Source organism: Pseudomonas sp. NFACC37-1 (assembly GCF_900101575.1).
GTDB lineage: Bacteria > Pseudomonadota > Gammaproteobacteria > Pseudomonadales > Pseudomonadaceae > Aquipseudomonas > Aquipseudomonas fluorescens_AA.
This window is the reverse complement of sequence record NZ_FMUZ01000003.1, coordinates 74695-93389: the sequence shown is the minus strand read 5'-3', so window position 1 is coordinate 93389 and position 18695 is coordinate 74695. Positions and strand designations below refer to the sequence as shown.

The following is an 18695-nucleotide window of genomic DNA, read 5'->3' as shown; positions in this document are numbered from 1 at the left end:
GATGAACACCCTCACCATCACCCAAGCGCCTGCGCCCGGTTCGCCGCTGCGGCGCTTTGCCAACCTGCTGTACCGACGGCCCAACCTGTACTTGTCGATGTTGCTGGTGCCGCCGCTGCTCTGGTTCGGCGCGATCTACCTCGGCTCGCTGCTGACCTTGCTGTGGCAGGGGTTCTACACCTTCGACGACTTCACCATGGCGGTCACGCCGGACCTGACTCTGGCGAATTTCGCGGCGCTGTTCCAACCGTCGAACTTCGACATCATTTTGCGCACCCTGAGCATGGCGATAGCGGTGTCCATCGCCAGCGCCATCGTCGCATTCCCGATTGCGTACTACATGGCGCGCTACACCCGCGGCAAGACCAAGGCGTTTTTCTACATCGCGGTGATGCTGCCGATGTGGGCCAGCTATATCGTCAAGGCCTATGCCTGGACGCTGCTGCTGGCCAAGGGCGGCGTTGCACAGTGGTTCGTCCAGCACCTGGGCCTGGGGCCGGTGTTGCAGTTCGTACTGGGGATCCCCGGCGTGGGGGGCAGCACCTTGTCCACCTCACACCTGGGGCGTTTCCTGGTGTTCGTCTACATCTGGCTGCCGTTCATGATCCTGCCGATCCAGGCGTCCCTGGAGCGCCTGCCGCCCTCGCTGCTGCAAGCCTCGGCGGACCTGGGCGCCAGGCCACGCCAGACGTTCACGCAGGTGATCCTGCCGCTGTCGATCCCGGGCATTGCCGCCGGCTCGATCTTCACCTTCTCGCTGACCCTGGGGGATTTCATCGTGCCCCAGTTGGTGGGCCCGCCGGGTTACTTCGTCGGCAGCATGGTCTACGCCCAGCAAGGCGCCATCGGCAACATGCCCATGGCCGCGGCGTTCACGCTGGTGCCTATCGTGCTGATCGCGGTCTATCTATCCATCGTCAAGCGACTGGGAGCTTTCGATGCGCTCTGACTCTCAAGACCGAGCCTCGTGGGGCTTGCGGATCGCGGCGTGGGGCGGGCTGGTGTTCCTGCATTTCCCGATCCTGATCATCTTCCTCTATGCCTTCAACACCGAGGACGCGGCCTTCAGTTTCCCCCCCAAGGGCCTGACCCTGAAGTGGTTCAGCGTCGCCTTCTCGCGCCCGGATGTGCTGGAGGCGATCAAGCTGTCGTTGCAGGTCGCGGCCATCGCCACGCTGATCGCCATGGTGCTCGGCGCCCTGGCTTCGGCGGCGCTGTACCGTCGCGAGTTCTTCGGCAAACAGGGCATTTCGCTGATGCTGATCCTGCCGATTGCCTTGCCGGGGATCATCACCGGCATTGCCCTGCTGGCGACCTTCAAGACCCTGGGCATCGAACCGGGGATGTTCACCATCGTCGTCGGCCACGCCACCTTCTGCGTGGTGATCGTCTACAACAACGTGATCGCCCGCCTGCGCCGCACCTCCCACAGCCTGATCGAGGCCTCGATGGACCTGGGCGCCGACGGCTGGCAGACCTTTCGCTACATCATCCTGCCTAACCTGGGGTCGGCACTGCTGGCCGGTGGGATGCTGGCCTTCGCGCTGTCGTTCGACGAAATCATCGTCACCACCTTCACCGCGGGCCACGAACGCACCCTGCCGCTGTGGCTGCTCAACCAGCTCAGCCGCCCGCGCGACGTGCCGGTGACTAACGTGGTGGCGATGCTGGTGATGATGGTCACGATGTTGCCGATATTGGGCGCGTATTACCTGACCCGCGGGGGTGAGAGCGTGGCCGGTAGCGGCGGGAAATAAATGTCACTGTGGAACCGGATCCCTTGTGGGAGCGGGCTTGCTCGCGAAAGCGGCGTGTCAGGCGGTGCAAATATTGGATGACATACCGCATTCGCGAGCAAGCCCGCTCCCACCCAGACAACAAACAAAACTCAAGAGGACTTGGACATGCAAACCAAACTGCTGATCAACGGCCACCTGGTGAACGGCGAAGGCCCCGGCCAGGCCGTGTTTAACCCCTCGCTGGGGCGAGTGCTGGTGGAAATCAACGAGGCCAGCGAAGCCCAGGTCGATGCCGCCGTCCGTGCGGCCGACAGCGCCTTCGACAGCTGGTCGCAGGTTGCGCCCAAGGACCGTTCCCTGTTGCTGCTCAAGCTGGCCGACGCCATCGAAGCCCACGGCGAAGAACTGGCGAAGCTGGAGTCGGACAACTGCGGCAAACCCCTTGGCGCCGCGCTGAACGACGAAATTCCGGCGATTGCCGACGTGTTCCGCTTCTTTGCCGGTGCCAGCCGCTGCATGAGCGGTTCGGCGGGCGGCGAGTACCTGCCGGGGCACACTTCGATGATCCGTCGCGACCCGGTGGGCGTCATCGCCTCCATCGCGCCGTGGAACTACCCGCTGATGATGGTCGCCTGGAAAATCGCCCCAGCCCTGGCCGCAGGCAATACCGTGGTGCTCAAGCCGTCGGAGCAGACCCCGCTCACGGCCCTGCGCCTGGCGGAACTGGCGTCGGAGATTTTCCCGGCCGGCGTACTCAACGTGATCTTCGGTCGTGGGCAGACCGTCGGCAACCCGCTGGTCACCCACCCGAAAGTGCGCATGGTGTCGCTGACCGGATCCATCGCCACCGGCTCGAACATCATTTCCAGCACGTCCGACAGCGTCAAGCGCATGCACATGGAGCTGGGCGGCAAAGCCCCGGTGATCATCTTCGACGATGCCGACATCGACGCGGCCGTGGAAGGCATCCGCACCTTCGGTTTCTACAACGCCGGCCAGGACTGCACCGCCGCCTGCCGCATCTATGCCCAGCAAGGCATCTACGAACAATTCGTCGAGAAACTCGGCGCCGCGGTGGGCAGCATCAAGTACGGCCTGCAAACCGCATCCGACACCGAGATGGGCCCGCTGATCACCGCCCAGCACCGCGACCGCGTGGCCGCTTTCGTCGAGCGGGCCATCGCCCAGCCGCATATCCGCCTGGTCACCGGTGGCAAGGCGGTGGACGGCAACGGGTTCTTCTTCGAACCGACGGTGCTGGCCGACGCCCAGCAGGATGACGAAATCGTCCGCCGGGAAGTCTTCGGGCCGGTGGTGTCCGTCACCCCGTTCCTAGACGAAGCGCAAGTGCTGGCCTGGGCCAACGACTCGGACTACGGCCTGGCTTCATCGGTCTGGACCAGCGATGTCGGCCGTGCCCATCGCCTGTCGGCACGCCTGCAATATGGCTGCACCTGGGTGAACACCCACTTCATGCTCGTCAGCGAAATGCCCCATGGCGGTCAGAAACGTTCCGGCTATGGCAAGGACATGTCCATGTATGGGCTGGAGGATTACACGGTGGTGCGGCATGTGATGTTCAAGCATTGACGACAAGACAACGTTGGCAACACATGCTCGCGCCTGCCCGGCGTTCGTCCTGCTAAGGTTTTCGTCGATCGGTGCACGCCCGCCGGTTGACGGAAATCCTGGCAGCACCTAGGGTGTCTACAACGTATACACCTTGGAGATCAGCCATGGCCTCGCCCGTTTTGTCCTTTCGTGTGGAAGAAGGTCTGGCCCAACAGCTGGACTTGCTGGCTGCCGCCACCGACCGCGACCGCCAATATCACCTCAAGCGTGCACTGGTTCGATATGTGGAAGCCGAATCCTGGCATCTGCAAGCCATCAGCGAAGGCATGGCCGATGCCGACGCTGGAAACCTGACCGATCTGGACGCCGTGAAGGCTAAGTGGGCAAAGCGTGCCGAGCATCGTACTGACCGACAAAGCACAGAGTGACCTCGACTCGATCCACGAACATTACCAAAGCGCTATCGGCGCAGAAGGCGCCGATGAGGTCATCCTCGCCATCCTGGAGACATTGCGCCAACTGCAACGCTTTCCCGGCTCGGGCCGTCCTTCGGTCGTTCCCGATATTCGAGAGCTGGTGCTGACACGCTACCCGTTCGTTGCCCCGTACCGGCTCGAGCAGGGACAACTGCAAGTCCTGCGGATACTGCACCAGCGCACCGAACGTCCCCAGGACTGGTCGGTGGAGTGATGTCGGCCGGCGCGCCTGCCCCGACCGCTCACCTGCGCCACGCTTCAAAACCGCGAAACACTCCTCATCGCATCCACCAGGTAGCGCATGGCGATGCGGTCGTTTTCCGACAACTCCCGATAACGCTCCACCAGCCTCAATTCTTCAAGGCTGAGCCGGCGTGTCCTGCGCGGGTTGGTCAGGCCTGGAAAGATCCCCAGCATTTCGGTAATGCCCTGTATTTTTGTCATGAGTTGTCCTTCTTACGTCGAGGTTGACCTGATAGCGCCGTCTGAACCCGGGTTAGATCGTCTATCACGCTAAAGAATAGGGAGGATTCAAAGCGTGAAAAGGGAGTTTTAGAGTAATTAGTCAAAAAAAGTTGGAATCGACATAAAAAAAGAAATAACTGTAAGAAAATTTGACCAAGCCACGCTTTCCCTGCTCTCAAAGCCCGTATTTCCCCTATGATTTTGCGCCTCGGTGAACCGATCCAGCTCTCAGGCATCTGTTCTAACGTTCGTAGCGTTTGGCCAAAGGCATGTCCGAACTCCTTTATCAGTCTTTGTTGCCAGGATCGGCGCGGGATTGTTTCGAGAAAGGTTGTATTTATGCACCGCAGGAATCTGCTCAAGGCCTCCATGGCCTTCGCCGCCTACACCGGGCTGTCGGCCTCCGGGCTCATGGCCGCACGCGCCTGGGCCGCCGATCAGACTGCCGACGGCGAAGCCCGTCCCTTCGATTTCAACGGTTTGAAGGATCAGGCCCGGCGGCTGGCCGAAAGCCGCTACGTCGACACCAAGCAAGTCCTGCCACCCACCCTGGCGCAAATGTCGCCACTGCAGTTCAACGCCATCCAATACGACGTCAATCACTCGTTATGGAATGACCTGGAAGGGCGGCAACTGGACGCACAGTTCTTCCACGTCGGCATGGGTTTCAAGCAGCCGGTGCGCATGTACAGCGTCGACCCGAAGACGCGTATGGCTCGTGAAGTGCACTTCCGTCCGGAACTGTTCAACTATGAGAAAACCACGGTCAACACCTCGCAACTGACGGGTGACCTGGGCTTCGCCGGCTTTCGTGTCTTCAAGGCGCCGGAGCTGGATCGACATGACATCGTTTCGTTCCTGGGGGCCAGCTATTTCCGCGCCGTGGATGCCAGCGGCCAGTACGGGCTGTCGGCCCGCGGCCTGGCCATCGACACCTACGCCAAGAAGCGTGAGGAATTCCCGGACTTCACCAAGTTCTGGTTCGAAACCCCGGACAAGAACAGCACCCGTTTCGTGGTCTACGCCCTGCTCGACTCCCCCAGCGCCACCGGTGCCTATCGGTTCGACATCGATTGCCAGCCGACCCGGGTGGTGATGGAAATCGATGCGCACATCAATGCCCGTACCGCCATCGAGCAACTGGGTATCGCCCCCATGACCAGCATGTTCAGCTGCGGCACCGTGGAACGGCGCATGTGCGACACCATTCACCCGCAAATCCATGACTCCGACCGGCTGGCCATGTGGCGCGGCAACGGCGAGTGGGTCTGCCGTCCGTTGAACAACCCTGCCACCCTGCAATTCAATGCCTTCGCCGACAACAATCCGAAAGGTTTCGGCCTGGTGCAGACCGACCACGACTTTGCCAGTTACCAGGACACCGTGGACTGGTACAGCAAGCGTCCAAGCCTGTGGGTCGAACCGACGACGGCGTGGGGCGAAGGCTCGGTGGACCTGCTGGAAATTCCTACCACCGGAGAGACCCTGGATAACATCGTCGCGTTCTGGACGCCGAAAAAACCGGTGGCCGCCGGTGATTCGCTGAACTATGGCTATAAGCTCTACTGGAGCGCGTTGCCGCCGGTCAGCACCGACCTGGCCCACGTCGACGCCACCCGTTCTGGCATGGGCGGTTTCATCGAAGGCTGGGCACCGGGCGAGCATTACCCGACCGTCTGGGCACGTCGTTTCGCCGTGGACTTCAGCGGCGGCGGCCTCGATCAACTGCCGCCGGGCACCGGCATCGAACCGGTGGTGACCTGCTCCCACGGCGAAGTGAAGGACTTCAATGTGTTGGTGCTGGATGCGATCAAGGGTTACCGCATTACCTTCGACTGGTACCCGACCGATGACCGGGTGGACCCGGTGCAGATGCGCCTGTTCATTCGCACCAAGGACCGCACCTTGAGCGAGACCTGGTTGTACCAGTACTTCCCGCCGGCACCGGATAAGCGCAAGTATCCCTGACAGTGATCGGGTGCCTGGGCTTGCTCGCGAAGGCGGCAGTACAGGCACCAACGATTTCAAATAAGAAAAAGCCCCGGCCAATGACGACCGGGGCTTTTTGTTTTACTGGGCACTCAATCGCGCAAATCCGACTCATGAATCGGCTGGTCCCGATGCGTGGCCCGCTGGTACTGCGCCGGCCACGTGGCCTTGCGGCCGCCCAGGTCATCATCGGCATGCAGGGCCCAGTACGGATCGCGCAACAGTTCGCGGGCCAGGAAAATGATGTCGGCCTGGCAGGTGCGCAGAATGTGTTCGGCCTGGGCCGGCTCGGTAATCATGCCGACGGTGCCGGTGGCGATTTCCGACTCCTTGCGCACCCGCTCGGCGAAGCGTGTCTGGTAACCCGGGCCGGTGGGGATTTCCGCATTGGCGGCCGTGCCGCCCGATGACACATCGATCAGGTCCACCCCCAGCGCCCTGAAGCGCCGCGCCAACTCCACGGTTTCATCCGGGTTCCAACCGTCCTCGACCCAATCGGTGGCGGAGACGCGAACGAACACCGGCAGCTCTTGCGGCCATACGGCCCGGATCGCTTCGGTGACTTGCAGCACCAGGCGGATGCGGTTCTCGAACGAGCCGCCGTATTGATCGCGCCGCTGATTGCTCAAGGGCGACAGGAACTGATGCAGCAGATAACCATGGGCCGCGTGGACCTCGACCACCTTGAAACCGGCCGTGAGGGCGCGCCTGGCCGAATCCACGAAGGCCTGGATCACCCCGGCGATCTGCCCTTCGTCCAACTGCACCGGCTGGGTGTGTTGCGGATCGAAGGCAATCGGCGACGGACCGACCGGCACCCAGCCGCCATCCGCCGGTTTGACGCTGCCATGCTTGCCCAGCCAAGGTCGCCAGGTGCTGGCCTTGCGCCCTGCATGGGCCAGTTGTATGCCCGGCACGGCGCCTTGGGCGGTGATGAACCGGGTGATGCGTTGCAAGGGTTCGATCTGTTCATCGCTCCACAGCCCCAGATCCTGGGCGGTGATACGACCGTCGGCGGTCACGGCGGTGGCTTCGGTGAACACCAGGCCGGCACCGCCCACGGCGCGGCTGCCCAAGTGCACCAGGTGCCAATCGTTGGCCAGGCCATCGGTGCTCGAATACTGGCACATCGGCGATACCGCGATGCGATTGGGCAGGGTCAATTGGCGAAGGGTATAGGGTTCCAGCAGCAGACTCATGGGGCACCTCTCGAATCAGTGGGCAGGCTCCAGGGTTCTGTTTGAAAAGTCGACGAGTGACAAGAAGGTGCAACACCCGCCCCCGCGGGCAAAAAATCGACAAGACGTCACAAGGGCTATCAAGCAGTGCTTAGAGCCTAGTCGACAACCCGGGAGGCAGGAGGGTTCAGAACTTAAAAACCGACGGTGTGACCAGATTACTCTCGATCAGGCCTGTGACTTTGTGGCGAGGGGATTTATCCCCGTTCGGCTGCGAAGCAGCCGTGAACCCGGCCAATGCCGTTTGGCTGAAGAAATTCGGGGCTGGGATATTTTGGGGCTGCTGCGCAGCCCAGCGGGGATAAATCCCCTCGCCACAGAAAGTATTCCCACAGGAACTCACAGCTAGAGGCTAGCGCGGTTCGATATGGGCAATCATCAACTGCACCGTTTCCTGGCCGCGGAACTCGTTGAGGTCGAGCTTGTAGGCCAGTTCCACCCAGCGCACGGTAGGGTTTGGCCAGATCTCGCGGTCGATGCCGAAGGCGATGCCGTCGAGCTTCACCGAGCCGCACTCGCTCTTGAGAATGACCTTCAGGTGCCGTTCGCCCACCACCCGTTGTTCGACCAACTGGAACACGCCATGGAACATCGGCTCCGGGAAATGCTGGCCCCAGGGACCGGCATGGCGCAGCGCCCGGGCCAGTTCGAGGTGGAATTCCTCCACCGCCAGGGTGCCATCCGACAACAACCGGCCGGTCAGGTCTTCTTCGCGCAATTGCCGGCGCACTTCCGCGTCGAACGCTTCGGCGAACAACGGAAAATTCGCTTCCGGCAACGTCAGCCCCGCCGCCATGGCGTGACCGCCGTACTTGCTGATCAGGGTCGGATGCTGCGCCGCCACCACGCTCAGCGCATCGCGAATGTGAAAGCCCGGTACCGAGCGCCCCGAGCCCTTGAGCAAACCGTCCCCGGCATCGGCAAAGGCGATGGTCGGGCGGAAATAGCGCTCTTTCATCCGCGAGGCGAGAATGCCGATGACCCCTTGGTGCCACTGTGGATCGAAGAGGCACAAACCGAATGGCATCGACTCCACCGGCAGGTCCTTGAGTTGAGCCAGGGCTTCACGCTGCATGCCCTGCTCGATGGACTTGCGGTCCTGGTTCATGCCGTCCAGTTGCGCCGCCATCTCCCGCGCCAGGGCCGGGTCGTCGGTGAGCAGGCATTCGATGCCCAGGCTCATGTCGTCCAGGCGCCCTGCCGCATTCAGACGCGGCCCGAGGATAAATCCGAGGTCGGTGGAGGTAATCCGTGAAGCGTCGCGCTTGGCCACTTCCAGGATCGCCTTGATGCCGGGCCGGGCGCGTCCGGCGCGAATCCGTTCCAGGCCCTGGTGCACCAGGATCCGGTTATTCGCGTCCAGGGGCACCACGTCGGCCACGCTGCCCAGGGCCACCAGGTCGAGCAATTCGCCGATGTTCGGCTGGGGGGTGCTGGCATACCACCCCAGGCCGCGCAGACGCGCCCGCAGGGCCATCAGCACATAAAAAATCACCCCGACACCCGCCAGGGCTTTACTCGGGAATTCGCAGCCCGGCTGGTTCGGATTGACGATGGCATCGGCCGCCGGCAATTCGAGACCAGGCAAGTGGTGGTCGGTGACCAGCACCTGGAGCCCCGCCGCTTTCGCCGCCGCCACGCCTTCCACGCTGGAGATGCCGTTATCCACGGTGATCAGCAACTGCGGTGCGCGGGCCAGGGCGACTTCGACGATTTCCGGGGTCAGCCCGTAGCCATATTCGAAGCGATTGGGCACCAGGTAATCGACATGGGCTGCACCGAGCAGGCGCAACCCGAGCATCCCCACGGTGCTGGCGGTCGCGCCATCGGCATCGAAGTCCCCCACGATCAGGATGCGCTGGCGCTGCTCCAATGCCGTCACCAACAGATCCACCGCGGCGTCGATCCCCTTGAGTTGCTGAAAGGGAATCAGGCGCGCCAGGCTCTTGTCCAGTTCAGCCTCGGATTGTACGCCGCGTGCCGCGTACAGGCGCGTCAACAGGGGCGGCAGGTCACCGAGAAATGGCAGGGTGTCGGGCAGTTGGCGGGGTTCTATGCGCATGGGGTGACGACATTTCTCTGGATAATCGTGAAAGTTCTGGCAGGGAGCTTGTGTGGGAGCGGGCTTGCTCGCGAAAGCGGCGGCACATTCAACATAAATGCAAACTGATCTACCGTATTCGCGAGCAAGCTCGCTCCCACAATGAGTTCACTTGATGCCGGGGCGGTTCAACCGCGCTCGCCCAGCAACCATTGCAGCTGGACTTCATGCTGGCCCCGGTCGTCGGTCACGAAAATCGTGCCCTCGCTGATCATCACATCCCACTTGATCACCCGGGGCATGTCCTGGGCCAGGGTTTCGAGCACTTCCTGGGGTACGGCGGCGATGTTGACGTTCTTCAGGTTCTTGACCGCCGGGATCACCTTGCCTTCCCACACCCGCAGGCTGCCATAGGCCAGCAGGCTGGTGCGCTCGGTCCGGCGCGAACACCAGGTCAGGCGATCGGCATCCGGCTGGCCGACTTCGATCCAGTGCAGCACACGGTCATCCAGGCTCTTTTCCCACAGCGCAGGTTCATCGACGTCTGACAGACCACGACCAAATGCCAGCAGCTCGTTGTACCAGAACGCGTAGGCCAGCAGGCGCACGGTCATGCGCTCTTCGGTTTCCGAAGGGTGGCGGGCGATGGTCTGCTTCACATTCTCGTACACATTGCGGTCGAGGTCGGTGAGGTTCAGTTCAAACTTGTAGGTCGTGGACGGCTGGGCCATGAACGGACTTCTTGATACGAGGAAAGGCGGCAAGTCTAACCGATGACGCAGGCAATCCACGAATTGCCGACCATCAACCTGCGGCGACCGGCCCTGGCCTATGATAAAACGCTCTATTCGTTCTGCCTTTGTCCTACAGGATCCGCCATGTCGCTTACTGCCAAACCCCTTGCCGGCGTCAAAGTCATCGAATTGGGCACCTTGATCGCCGGGCCCTTCGCCTCGCGCATCTGCGGCGAATTCGGTGCCGAAGTCATCAAGGTCGAATCGCCCGACGGCGGTGATCCGCTGCGCAAGTGGCGCAAGCTGTACGAAGGCACCTCGTTGTGGTGGTTCGTCCAGGCGCGCAACAAGAAGTCCCTGACCTTGAACCTCAAGCACCCCGAAGGCCTGGCGATCCTGAAAAAACTGCTCGGCGAAGCCGACATCCTGATCGAAAACTTTCGCCCCGGCGTGCTGGAAAAGCTCGGCCTGGGCTGGGAGGTGCTGCATGCCTTGAACCCGAAACTGGTGATGGTGCGGCTTTCGGGCTTCGGCCAGACCGGGCCGATGAAAGACCAGCCGGGGTTTGGCGCGGTGGGCGAATCCATGGGCGGCCTGCGCTACATCACGGGGTTCGAAGACCGCCCACCGGTGCGCACCGGGATTTCCATCGGCGACTCCATCGCCGCCCTCTGGGGCGTGATTGGCGCATTGATGGCCCTGCGTCACCGGGAGATCAACGGCGGCACCGGACAAGTGGTGGACGTGGCCTTGTACGAGGCGATTTTCGCCATGATGGAAAGCATGGTGCCGGAGTTCGACGTGTTCGGCTTCATCCGCGAGCGCACCGGCAATATCATGCCCGGCATCACCCCCTCGTCCATCCACACCAGCGCCGATGGCAAGCACGTGCAGATTGGCGCCAACGGCGATGCGATCTTCAAGCGTTTCATGCAGATCATCGGCCGTGACGACCTGGCCAATGACCCGCAACTGGCCAGCAATGATGGCCGTGACAGTCGGCGTGACGAGCTGTACGGGGTCATCGATCGCTGGGTCAACGCGCTGCCGCTCGACAGCGTTATCGACCAACTGAACCAGGCCGGGGTGCCGGCCAGTCGGATCTTCAGCGCCGAGGATATGTTCAGCGACCCGCAGTTCCTGGCCCGTGAGATGTTTCTGCAGGCCAAGCTGCCGGACGGCAAGGCGTTCAAGATGCCGGGGATCGTACCGAAGCTCTCCGACACCCCGGGCACCTGCGAATGGGTCGGGCCGGCACTGGGTGAACACAACGCACAAGTGCTCGGTGAGCTGGGCTACGACCCACAGCAGATCGCCAAACTGCGCAGTGACGGCGCCATTTGAGGCACTGCAGGGGCAGTCACGGGAGATCAAACTGTGGGAGCGAGCTTGCTCGCGATGGCGTCAGATCAGCCGCATCGATCTCGACTGACACTCCGCTATCGCGAGCAAGCTCGCTCCCACAAAAGCTTCCTGCGCCCGACAGAACACACCAAAAAACATAAACGCCGGGCAAAAAGAAACCCCGAGAAGTGGGGAGACGACTCGGGGTTAAACGTGACCATTCAAGGTCCGCACAACAAGCGACAAGCACCGGAGCACAATGCTCGCTCTTGCTGGTAAAGGGTCTGACTCATCAAGACGTAGGAAGGTTCCCACAAAAGCCCAGTCAATTCGCCGCGACCATGACCTTGTCGCGCGCCAGATTGCGCAGCGCCGCAATCACACAGGGCTCCAGGCGACCCTCGGCAATCAGCACATCGCGATGCAGGCCATCGACCACGTCCGTCAACTGACGCTTGTCGGTCAATTGGGCCTGATTGAACACTCGCTCGACCATGATGACCCCGCTGGCATTCTTCAGCGTCACCCGGCATTCGCCCTTGGCGCCGGAGGGAGTCAGCGACACCTGATACGGGCTCAAGGCTTCATTCAGCAATAGGCTGATACTTTCCATTCGCTCACCCTTCAATAGTCCGAAACAACTGCATGTGCACAGTAAATGACCGTGGGCCGCAGCAGAAAGTTCGTCAGCGCACCGAACCGGCATGCCTTCAACCTGTTCAACCGAGCATGCGCGTCCAATATGACAGGCAGACAACAGCGTTCTCCGAGAGCCGTTACGGGGTGACGGCCGGCTCAGTCAGGCCCCTGTCGCAACGGCGCCACCGCCGTCCGACATCGGTCCAGCCGCCCAGAATGCCGCGCAACTGTCCATCAGCCCCATAGAACGGCACCGACCAATGATAGATTTCCCGCAGTCCGCCGCTGAACATCAATTGCCGGTCGACGAATCGAGACTGGCCGGTGCGCAATTGCTCCATCACTTCCCCATGCAGCAGCTCGGCGGTAGCCGGCGGGAATGATGCCGAGTCGGTAAGCCGCGTGCCCCGGAGTTTTTCGAAGCGGGTCGCAAACTGGTCTTCATAGCTTTTGTTGCACATGATCAGGCGCCCTTCCAGATCACAGATGAAAATCGGGTCGGGAATGGCATCCATCAAGGCCCGCTGGAGCATCAACTGGTCGTTGAGGACCGCTTCGGCCTTGAGGCGTTGGTCGATCTGTATCTGCAGGCGACGGTTCCACAGCAGGGACAAGAGACCAAACACCACGACCACGGTCACACACCAGTAACCCCAGCGGGACATCCGCTCCCAGATCGATGGCGCCTGGACGGGCGTCGCACCGGCCATCCATTTCGAACGCAGTGCACGCATGTCCTCGGCGGGGAAGGCTTCCAGCGCTTTATTCAAGATACTCAACAGCACGGTCAGGTCCTGGCGCACCGCCAGGTAGTCCGGTTCCCACTTGCCCTCAAGGCCGCTGCCGACCTGCAACTGTCCGGCGGGATAGAGATGCACCCCGGTTTCATTTTCGATGGTGGCGTAGGCTTCCCGGCTCTCCACCAGCGCCCGCGCCTCGCCAAAAGTCTTGGTCGTGCGCAATTTGATCGCCGGGTAATCGCGCCTGATTTCCGCCTCCAATGCATGGCGTGCCGGCAATGCCAGGACCTTCCCTTCGAGCTGCTCCAGCGAATGGAGGGACGACTCCCCGTCACGGCCGACGAATACCCAACCGGAACCACCGAATGCATGGCTGAAACTCAGGAAGTCCCGACGCTCTTCGTTCATCGCCAGCAGGGTCGTCATGTCGGCTTCGCCATTCTCCAGCATTGTCAGCAACTCGCCGGGGGAGAATGACTCCCGATGCACGAACTCAAGGCCGGTCATGTGGGCGATGCGCTGGAGAACGTCGTGGTTCAGCCCATTCCACTGCCCCTGTTCATTCTTGAACAGGTACAGCGGAAACTGCATCGTGGCCACGATGACCCGGGGGTTCTCCTTGATCCATTTCAATTCCTGCGCGTCCAGCACCAGCCGTTCGCCTGGGTTGGGCGGTGGCGTTTCGAAAGCCGCCAGCGGCGCCGCGTTGCCTCCCTGCGTCCAGTACATCAGGGCCAGGCCCATTACCCAGCCCAGGGCTGGTTTGCCTTTGATAAAAAACGACATCTGCATTTCCTTCGAGATGACTCGCCCATCCCTCCAAGGGCGAAAACCCGGCCAGTTTGGCATGCAGAAACAAGAAAGCCCGTCAGGAGACGGGCTTCAAAATGTGACAGGTTTATCCGGTCAGAGTGGCTTGCCGCGATTGCCATGCTGGCTGACAAAGGCCTGCACGGCTTTCAAGTCGTTGGGCAACACGGTGCAACGCTCATCTCGCTCAAACAAATCAGAAAGATGCGCAGGCAGTTCGAGCGCTTTTCCTACACCGGCTTTCTCCACCGCTTCCGGGAACTTGACCGGGTGAGCCGTGCCCAGGATCACCATCGGGATGTCCAGGCTGCGACGGCATTCACGGGCCGCCCTGACGCCGATGGCCGTGTGCGGGTCGAGCAGTTCGCCGCTCTGGGCGAACACCTCGGCGATGGTTTCGCAGGTTTGCTCATCGTCCACGGCCAGGGAGTCGAACAACTTGCGGGCTTCGGTCCAGCGCTCAGGCTCGACGCTGAAACCGCCGCCCTGGCGGAAGCTGTCCATCAGCCCGGCAATCGCCGCACCGTTGCGACCGTGCAGGTCGAACAGCAGGCGCTCGAAGTTCGACGACACCATGATGTCCATCGAAGGCGACAGCGTGGCGTGCAGGGTTTCCTTGACGTACTGGTTGCCGCTCATGAAGCGGTGCAGGATGTCGTTGCGGTTGGTGGCGACGATCAATTGGTTGATCGGCAGCCCCATGTTGCGCGCCAGGTAACCGGCGAAGATATCGCCGAAGTTGCCGGTCGGCACCGAGAACGACACGGAACGGGCCGGACCGCCCAATTGCAGGGCCGCGTGGAAGTAATAGACGATCTGGGCCATGATCCGCGCCCAGTTGATCGAGTTCACCGCCACCAGGCGCGTGCCCTTGAGGAAGCTCTGGTCGGCGAAGCTGGCCTTGACCATTTCCTGGCAGTCATCGAAGTTGCCTTCGATGGCGATGTTATGGATGTTGTCGCCGAAAATCGTCGTCATCTGGCGACGCTGCACTTCCGAGACGCGGTTGTGCGGGTGCAGGATGAAAATGTCGACGTTTTCGCAATGCTTGCAGCCTTCGATGGCCGCCGAACCGGTGTCGCCAGAGGTGGCACCGACGATCACCACGCGCTCGCCACGCTTTTGCAGCACGTAGTCCAGCAGGCGACCGAGCAGTTGCAGGGCGAAGTCCTTGAACGCCAGGGTCGGGCCGTGGAACAGCTCCATGACCCATTCGTTACCGTTGAGCTGGCGCAGCGGTGCGATGGCATTGTGGGAAAAGACCCCATAGGTCTCTTCCAGGATCTTTTTGAAATCGGCGTCCGGGATGCTGCCGGTGACGAACGGGCGCATGACCCGGAACGCCAGCTCGTGATACGGCAGGCCGGCCCAGGAAGCGATTTCCTCCTGGGTGAAGCGCGGCAGGTTTTCCGGCACGTAGAGACCGCCATCCGTGGCCAGGCCGGCCAGGAGGACATCTTCGAAATTCAGGGCCGGTGCCTGGCCGCGGGTGCTGATATAGCGCATTTTTTGGCAAACCTTCGGTTTGAGCTTCAAGGTCAAGCGGCAAGCGACAAGTCAAAGCGGCTCGGCTTCTACTTGCGGCTTGCAGCTTATAACTTGCCGCTAAATTAATTCAAATGTTCGACGCGGATACGGACCACCGGCCCAACGACACCCTGGAGCGCTTCCAGCGCCGCAATCGCGTCGTTGATGTTCTGCTCGACCACCCGGTGGGTCAGCAGGATCATCGGCACCAGGCCGTCGTGTTCCTCGACTTCCTTCTGCATGATCGACTCGATGTTGATGCCGCGTTCCGAGAGGATGCTCGCCACTTGGGCCAGCACGCCCGGATGGTCCTTGGCCTGGATGCGCAGGTAGTAGGAGCTTTCGCACGCCTCGATCGGAAGAATCGGGTGCGCCGACAGCGAATCCGGCTGGAAGGCCAGGTGCGGCACGCGGTTTTCCGGGTCCGAGGTCATGGCGCGAACCACGTCCACCAGGTCGGCAATGACCGAAGAGGCCGTCGGTTCCATGCCCGCGCCCGCGCCGTAGAACAACGTCGAGCCAGAGGCATCGCCGTTGACCATCACCGCGTTCATCACGCCGTTGACGTTGGCGATCAGGCGGTCGGCCGGGATCAAGGTCGGGTGCACGCGCAGCTCGATGCCGCTGGCGGTGCTGCGCGCCACGCCCAGGTGCTTGATGCGGTAGCCCAAGGCTTCGGCGTAGTTCACGTCAGCGGTGGTCAGCTTGGTGATGCCTTCGGTGTAGGCCTTGTCGAACTGCAACGGAATGCCGAACGCAATGGACGCCAGGATCGTCAGCTTGTGCGCTGCGTCGATGCCTTCCACGTCGAACGTCGGATCGGCCTCGGCGTAGCCCAGGGCCTGGGCTTCGGCGAGCACGTCTTCGAAGGTACGACCTTTCTCGCGCATCTCGGTGAGGATGAAGTTACCGGTGCCGTTGATGATCCCCGCGACCCAGTTGATGCGGTTGGCCGACAGGCCTTCGCGGATCGCCTTGATCACCGGGATACCACCGGCCACGGCGGCTTCGAATGCCACGATCACGCCCTTCTCGCGGGCCTTGGCGAAAATCTCATTACCGTGAACGGCGATAAGCGCCTTGTTCGCGGTGACCACATGCTTGCCATTCTCGATGGCCTTGAGTACCAGCTCGCGGGCAACGGTATAGCCGCCCAACAGCTCTATGACGATGTCGATCTCAGGGTTCGTGGCCACTTCGAAGACATCGTTGGTAATCGCAATACCGGTCGTCTGGAACTGAGGCTTTGGCGTGCGCATGGCAATTTGTGCCACTTCGATCCCACGCCCGGCACGACGAGAAATTTCCTCGGCGTTGCGCTGAAGTACGTTGAAGGTGCCGCCACCGACGGTACCTAACCCACAGATGCCTACTTTGACCGGATTCACTCTTGACTCCCCATGAAACGGCCGACGCAAGGTCGGCCGTGAAATACAGCCGCGCAGCAACGCGACTCTGTGTTTAACGGCCCGACGAATGTGTTCGCCGAGCCGTGATCTTCAAAAGCGGACCGCCCATGATCATTTCGCGCCCAGGGCCAGTTTGGCCACTTGTGGCGCCGGCTGGTAGCCCGGAATTACCTGACCATCGGCCAAAACAATCGCCGGCGTACCGTTCACGCCTATTGACTGTCCGAGCGCAAACTGCTTGGAAACCGGGTTTTCGCACTTGGCGGCCTTGATTTCCTTGCCGTCGACCATCTTGTCCATGGCCGCTTTCTTGTCCTTGGAGCACCAGACCGCCTGCAACTGCTCATCGCCCGGCGAGCCCAGGCCCTGGCGCGGGAACGCCACATAACGCACTTCGATGCCGCGCTTGTTCAGCTCCGGCACTTCGGCATGCAGCTTGTGGCAATACGGACAGGTGGTGTCGGTGAACACGGTGATGTGGGACTTGGTTTCGCCGATCGCCGGATAAACCACGGTTTCAGCGACCGGAATGCCGTTGATCAACTTGGAAATGCCCTGGCGCTCGGTCATCTCGGTGAGGTTGACCGGCTTGCCGTCCTTGAGCTCGAACAGGTTGCCCTGGACGATGTACTGGCCGTCGGCGCTGGCGTACAGCACGCGGCTGCCCTTGAGCTTGACTTCATACAGGCCGGCCATGGGGCTGGCCGAGATGGCTTCGATCGGCACTTCGAGCTGGAGGTTTTCCAGGCTTTTGCGGATAGCCTTGTCGGCCGCGTCGTCGGCGATGGCAAAGGTACTGGCCAACGCAATGGCGGCGGCGGTGAACATCTGGATCAAACGCATGGGGACTCCTGAGGCGAACAAATGAGACGGGAAACGCCGACCCGCAGATTCGGGTTCCAACCGCCCACTGTGCAAACCGGCAAAGCCTACCACATAAGGCTGGCGTGGCCGAATGCCGCTGACGCACGACGTTTTGTAAGCACACTCAGGATTGATGTCGGCTGACACGCCGTCATCGCGGCAGATGTCAGCCCCGTGGATGATGCTTGGCATGCAAGTCCTGCAACCGCGCCCGGGCCACATGGGTGTAGATCTGGGTGGTGGACAAGTCGCTATGGCCGAGCAGCATCTGCACCACCCGCAAGTCGGCACCGTGATTGAGCAGGTGTGTGGCGAAGGCATGGCGCAAGGTGTGGGGCGAGAGGGATTTATTGATCCCGGCCACCTTGGCCTGGTGCTTGATGCGGTGCCAGAACGTCTGGCGAGTCATCTGCTCGCCGCGCAAGCTGGGGAACAGCACATCGCTGGGGCGCCCGCCCAGCAATTCATGACGGGCATCGCGCATGTAACGCTCGACCCAGACAATCGCTTCCTCGCTCATCGGCACCAGGCGCTCCTTGCTGCCCTTGCCCATCACCCGCAGCACGCCCTGGCGCAGGTTGACCTGTTCCAACGTCAAGCTGATCAACTCGGTGACGCGCAAGCCACAGGCATACAGGACTTCCAACATGGCCCGGTCGCGCTGACCGATGGCCTCGCTGAGATCGGGTGCCGCCAGCAGCGCCTCCACATCGGCTTCCGACAGGGACTTGGGCAGCGGACGCCCCAGTTGCGGCATTTCCACACGCAAGGTCGGGTCTACCGCGATCAGCTTTTCCCGCAGCAAATAGCGATAAAACCCACGCAGACCGGAGAGAAACCGCGCCGTCGAGCGGGGTTTGTAGTTCTGCTCCAGGCGCCACGCCAAGTGATCGAGGATCAACTCACGGCCGGCATTGAGCAGTTCCAGGTGATTGTCCTGCAACCAGCCGTTGAACAACGCCAGGTCGCTGCGGTAGGCATCACGGGTGTTGTCGGACAGGCCCTTCTCCAGCCACAGGGCGTCGAGAAACTGGTCTATCAGCGGATGATCGATGGCTGGCATAAGAACTCTTGAAGGATGCGGGCACACACGGCATCGAAATGGAAA

Annotated in this window: 17 protein-coding genes; 7 read left to right on the top strand and 10 right to left on the bottom strand. The window is 61.6% G+C overall.

Features of this window, described 5'->3' with window-relative positions:
• Position 1 precedes the first annotated feature (1 nt).
• From BLP82_RS04845 to BLP82_RS04825, 5 genes are all read left to right on the top strand, one after another.
• Positions 2-949: an ABC transporter permease gene (locus tag BLP82_RS04845; protein ID WP_092165758.1), complete on the top strand. Its 948-nt coding sequence runs from the start codon at positions 2-4 to the stop codon at positions 947-949.
• Complete coding sequence (locus BLP82_RS04840) at positions 939-1757, top strand: ABC transporter permease (RefSeq protein WP_092165756.1); 819 nt, start codon at positions 939-941, stop codon at positions 1755-1757. The genes BLP82_RS04845 and BLP82_RS04840 overlap by 11 nt, the downstream gene beginning before the upstream one ends.
• A gap of 147 nt (positions 1758-1904) precedes the next feature.
• Complete coding sequence (locus BLP82_RS04835; RefSeq protein WP_092165755.1) at positions 1905-3329, top strand: gamma-aminobutyraldehyde dehydrogenase; 1425 nt, start codon at positions 1905-1907, stop codon at positions 3327-3329.
• 146 nt (positions 3330-3475) lie between these two features.
• Entirely contained in the window at positions 3476-3739 is a 264-nt protein-coding gene (locus BLP82_RS04830; RefSeq protein ID WP_063322816.1) for a CopG family ribbon-helix-helix protein, read from the top strand.
• Positions 3702-4001, top strand: coding sequence for a type II toxin-antitoxin system RelE/ParE family toxin (locus BLP82_RS04825; protein WP_063322817.1), 300 nt, complete (start codon positions 3702-3704; stop codon positions 3999-4001). The genes BLP82_RS04830 and BLP82_RS04825 overlap by 38 nt, the downstream gene beginning before the upstream one ends.
• Before the next feature lie 44 nt (positions 4002-4045).
• Here BLP82_RS04825 and BLP82_RS04820 read toward each other — a convergent pair whose 3' ends face one another.
• Positions 4046-4231 carry a hypothetical protein gene (locus BLP82_RS04820; protein ID WP_003198116.1) on the bottom strand — a complete coding sequence of 62 codons (186 nt, stop codon included), beginning with the start codon at positions 4229-4231 and terminating at the stop codon, positions 4046-4048.
• 360 nt (positions 4232-4591) lie between these two features.
• Here BLP82_RS04820 and BLP82_RS04815 point away from each other — a divergent pair, with 360 nt between their 5' ends.
• Positions 4592-6220 (top strand): glucan biosynthesis protein D, encoded by a 1629-nt coding sequence (locus BLP82_RS04815; RefSeq protein ID WP_060739047.1) that lies wholly within the window; start codon positions 4592-4594, stop codon positions 6218-6220.
• Between the two features lie 113 nt (positions 6221-6333).
• Here the strand turns inward: BLP82_RS04815 and BLP82_RS04810 are convergent, their stop codons facing one another.
• The 3 genes from BLP82_RS04810 to BLP82_RS04800 form a co-directional block, all read right to left on the bottom strand.
• A complete protein-coding gene (locus BLP82_RS04810; protein ID WP_092165753.1) occupies positions 6334-7440 on the bottom strand; it encodes an NADH:flavin oxidoreductase/NADH oxidase in 1107 nt (368 codons plus the stop codon).
• Positions 7441-7831: 391 nt separating this feature from the next.
• On the bottom strand, positions 7832-9541 hold the full coding sequence (gene recJ, locus BLP82_RS04805; protein ID WP_092165751.1) for a single-stranded-DNA-specific exonuclease RecJ: 1710 nt from the start codon (positions 9539-9541) through the stop codon (positions 7832-7834).
• A gap of 167 nt (positions 9542-9708) precedes the next feature.
• Complete coding sequence (locus BLP82_RS04800; protein ID WP_003198109.1) at positions 9709-10251, bottom strand: YaeQ family protein; 543 nt, start codon at positions 10249-10251, stop codon at positions 9709-9711.
• A gap of 147 nt (positions 10252-10398) precedes the next feature.
• On the opposite strand from BLP82_RS04800, the gene BLP82_RS04795 reads away from it, so the two are divergent.
• Positions 10399-11598 (top strand): CaiB/BaiF CoA transferase family protein, encoded by a 1200-nt coding sequence (locus tag BLP82_RS04795; RefSeq protein ID WP_092165749.1) that lies wholly within the window; start codon positions 10399-10401, stop codon positions 11596-11598.
• Positions 11599-11923: 325 nt separating this feature from the next.
• On the opposite strand, the gene BLP82_RS04790 is transcribed toward BLP82_RS04795, so the two are convergent.
• From BLP82_RS04790 to xerD, 6 genes are all read right to left on the bottom strand, one after another.
• The gene (locus BLP82_RS04790; RefSeq protein WP_060739052.1) at positions 11924-12211 is read right to left on the bottom strand and encodes a DUF3509 domain-containing protein; all 288 of its coding nucleotides are present in this window, start codon (positions 12209-12211) and stop codon (positions 11924-11926) included.
• Positions 12212-12374: 163 nt separating this feature from the next.
• Positions 12375-13763 carry a transporter substrate-binding domain-containing protein gene (locus tag BLP82_RS04785; RefSeq protein ID WP_092165747.1) on the bottom strand — a complete coding sequence of 463 codons (1389 nt, stop codon included), beginning with the start codon at positions 13761-13763 and terminating at the stop codon, positions 12375-12377.
• A gap of 120 nt (positions 13764-13883) precedes the next feature.
• The gene (gene thrC, locus BLP82_RS04780) at positions 13884-15293 is read right to left on the bottom strand and encodes a threonine synthase (RefSeq protein WP_063322824.1); all 1410 of its coding nucleotides are present in this window, start codon (positions 15291-15293) and stop codon (positions 13884-13886) included.
• A gap of 104 nt (positions 15294-15397) precedes the next feature.
• Entirely contained in the window at positions 15398-16702 is a 1305-nt protein-coding gene (locus BLP82_RS04775; protein WP_072408170.1) for a homoserine dehydrogenase, read from the bottom strand.
• A 132-nt stretch (positions 16703-16834) separates the two neighbouring features.
• Positions 16835-17566, bottom strand: coding sequence for a DsbC family protein (locus BLP82_RS04770; protein ID WP_092165745.1), 732 nt, complete (start codon positions 17564-17566; stop codon positions 16835-16837).
• A 187-nt stretch (positions 17567-17753) separates the two neighbouring features.
• Complete coding sequence (gene xerD, locus BLP82_RS04765; RefSeq protein ID WP_092165743.1) at positions 17754-18650, bottom strand: site-specific tyrosine recombinase XerD; 897 nt, start codon at positions 18648-18650, stop codon at positions 17754-17756.
• Positions 18651-18695: the final 45 nt, after the last annotated feature.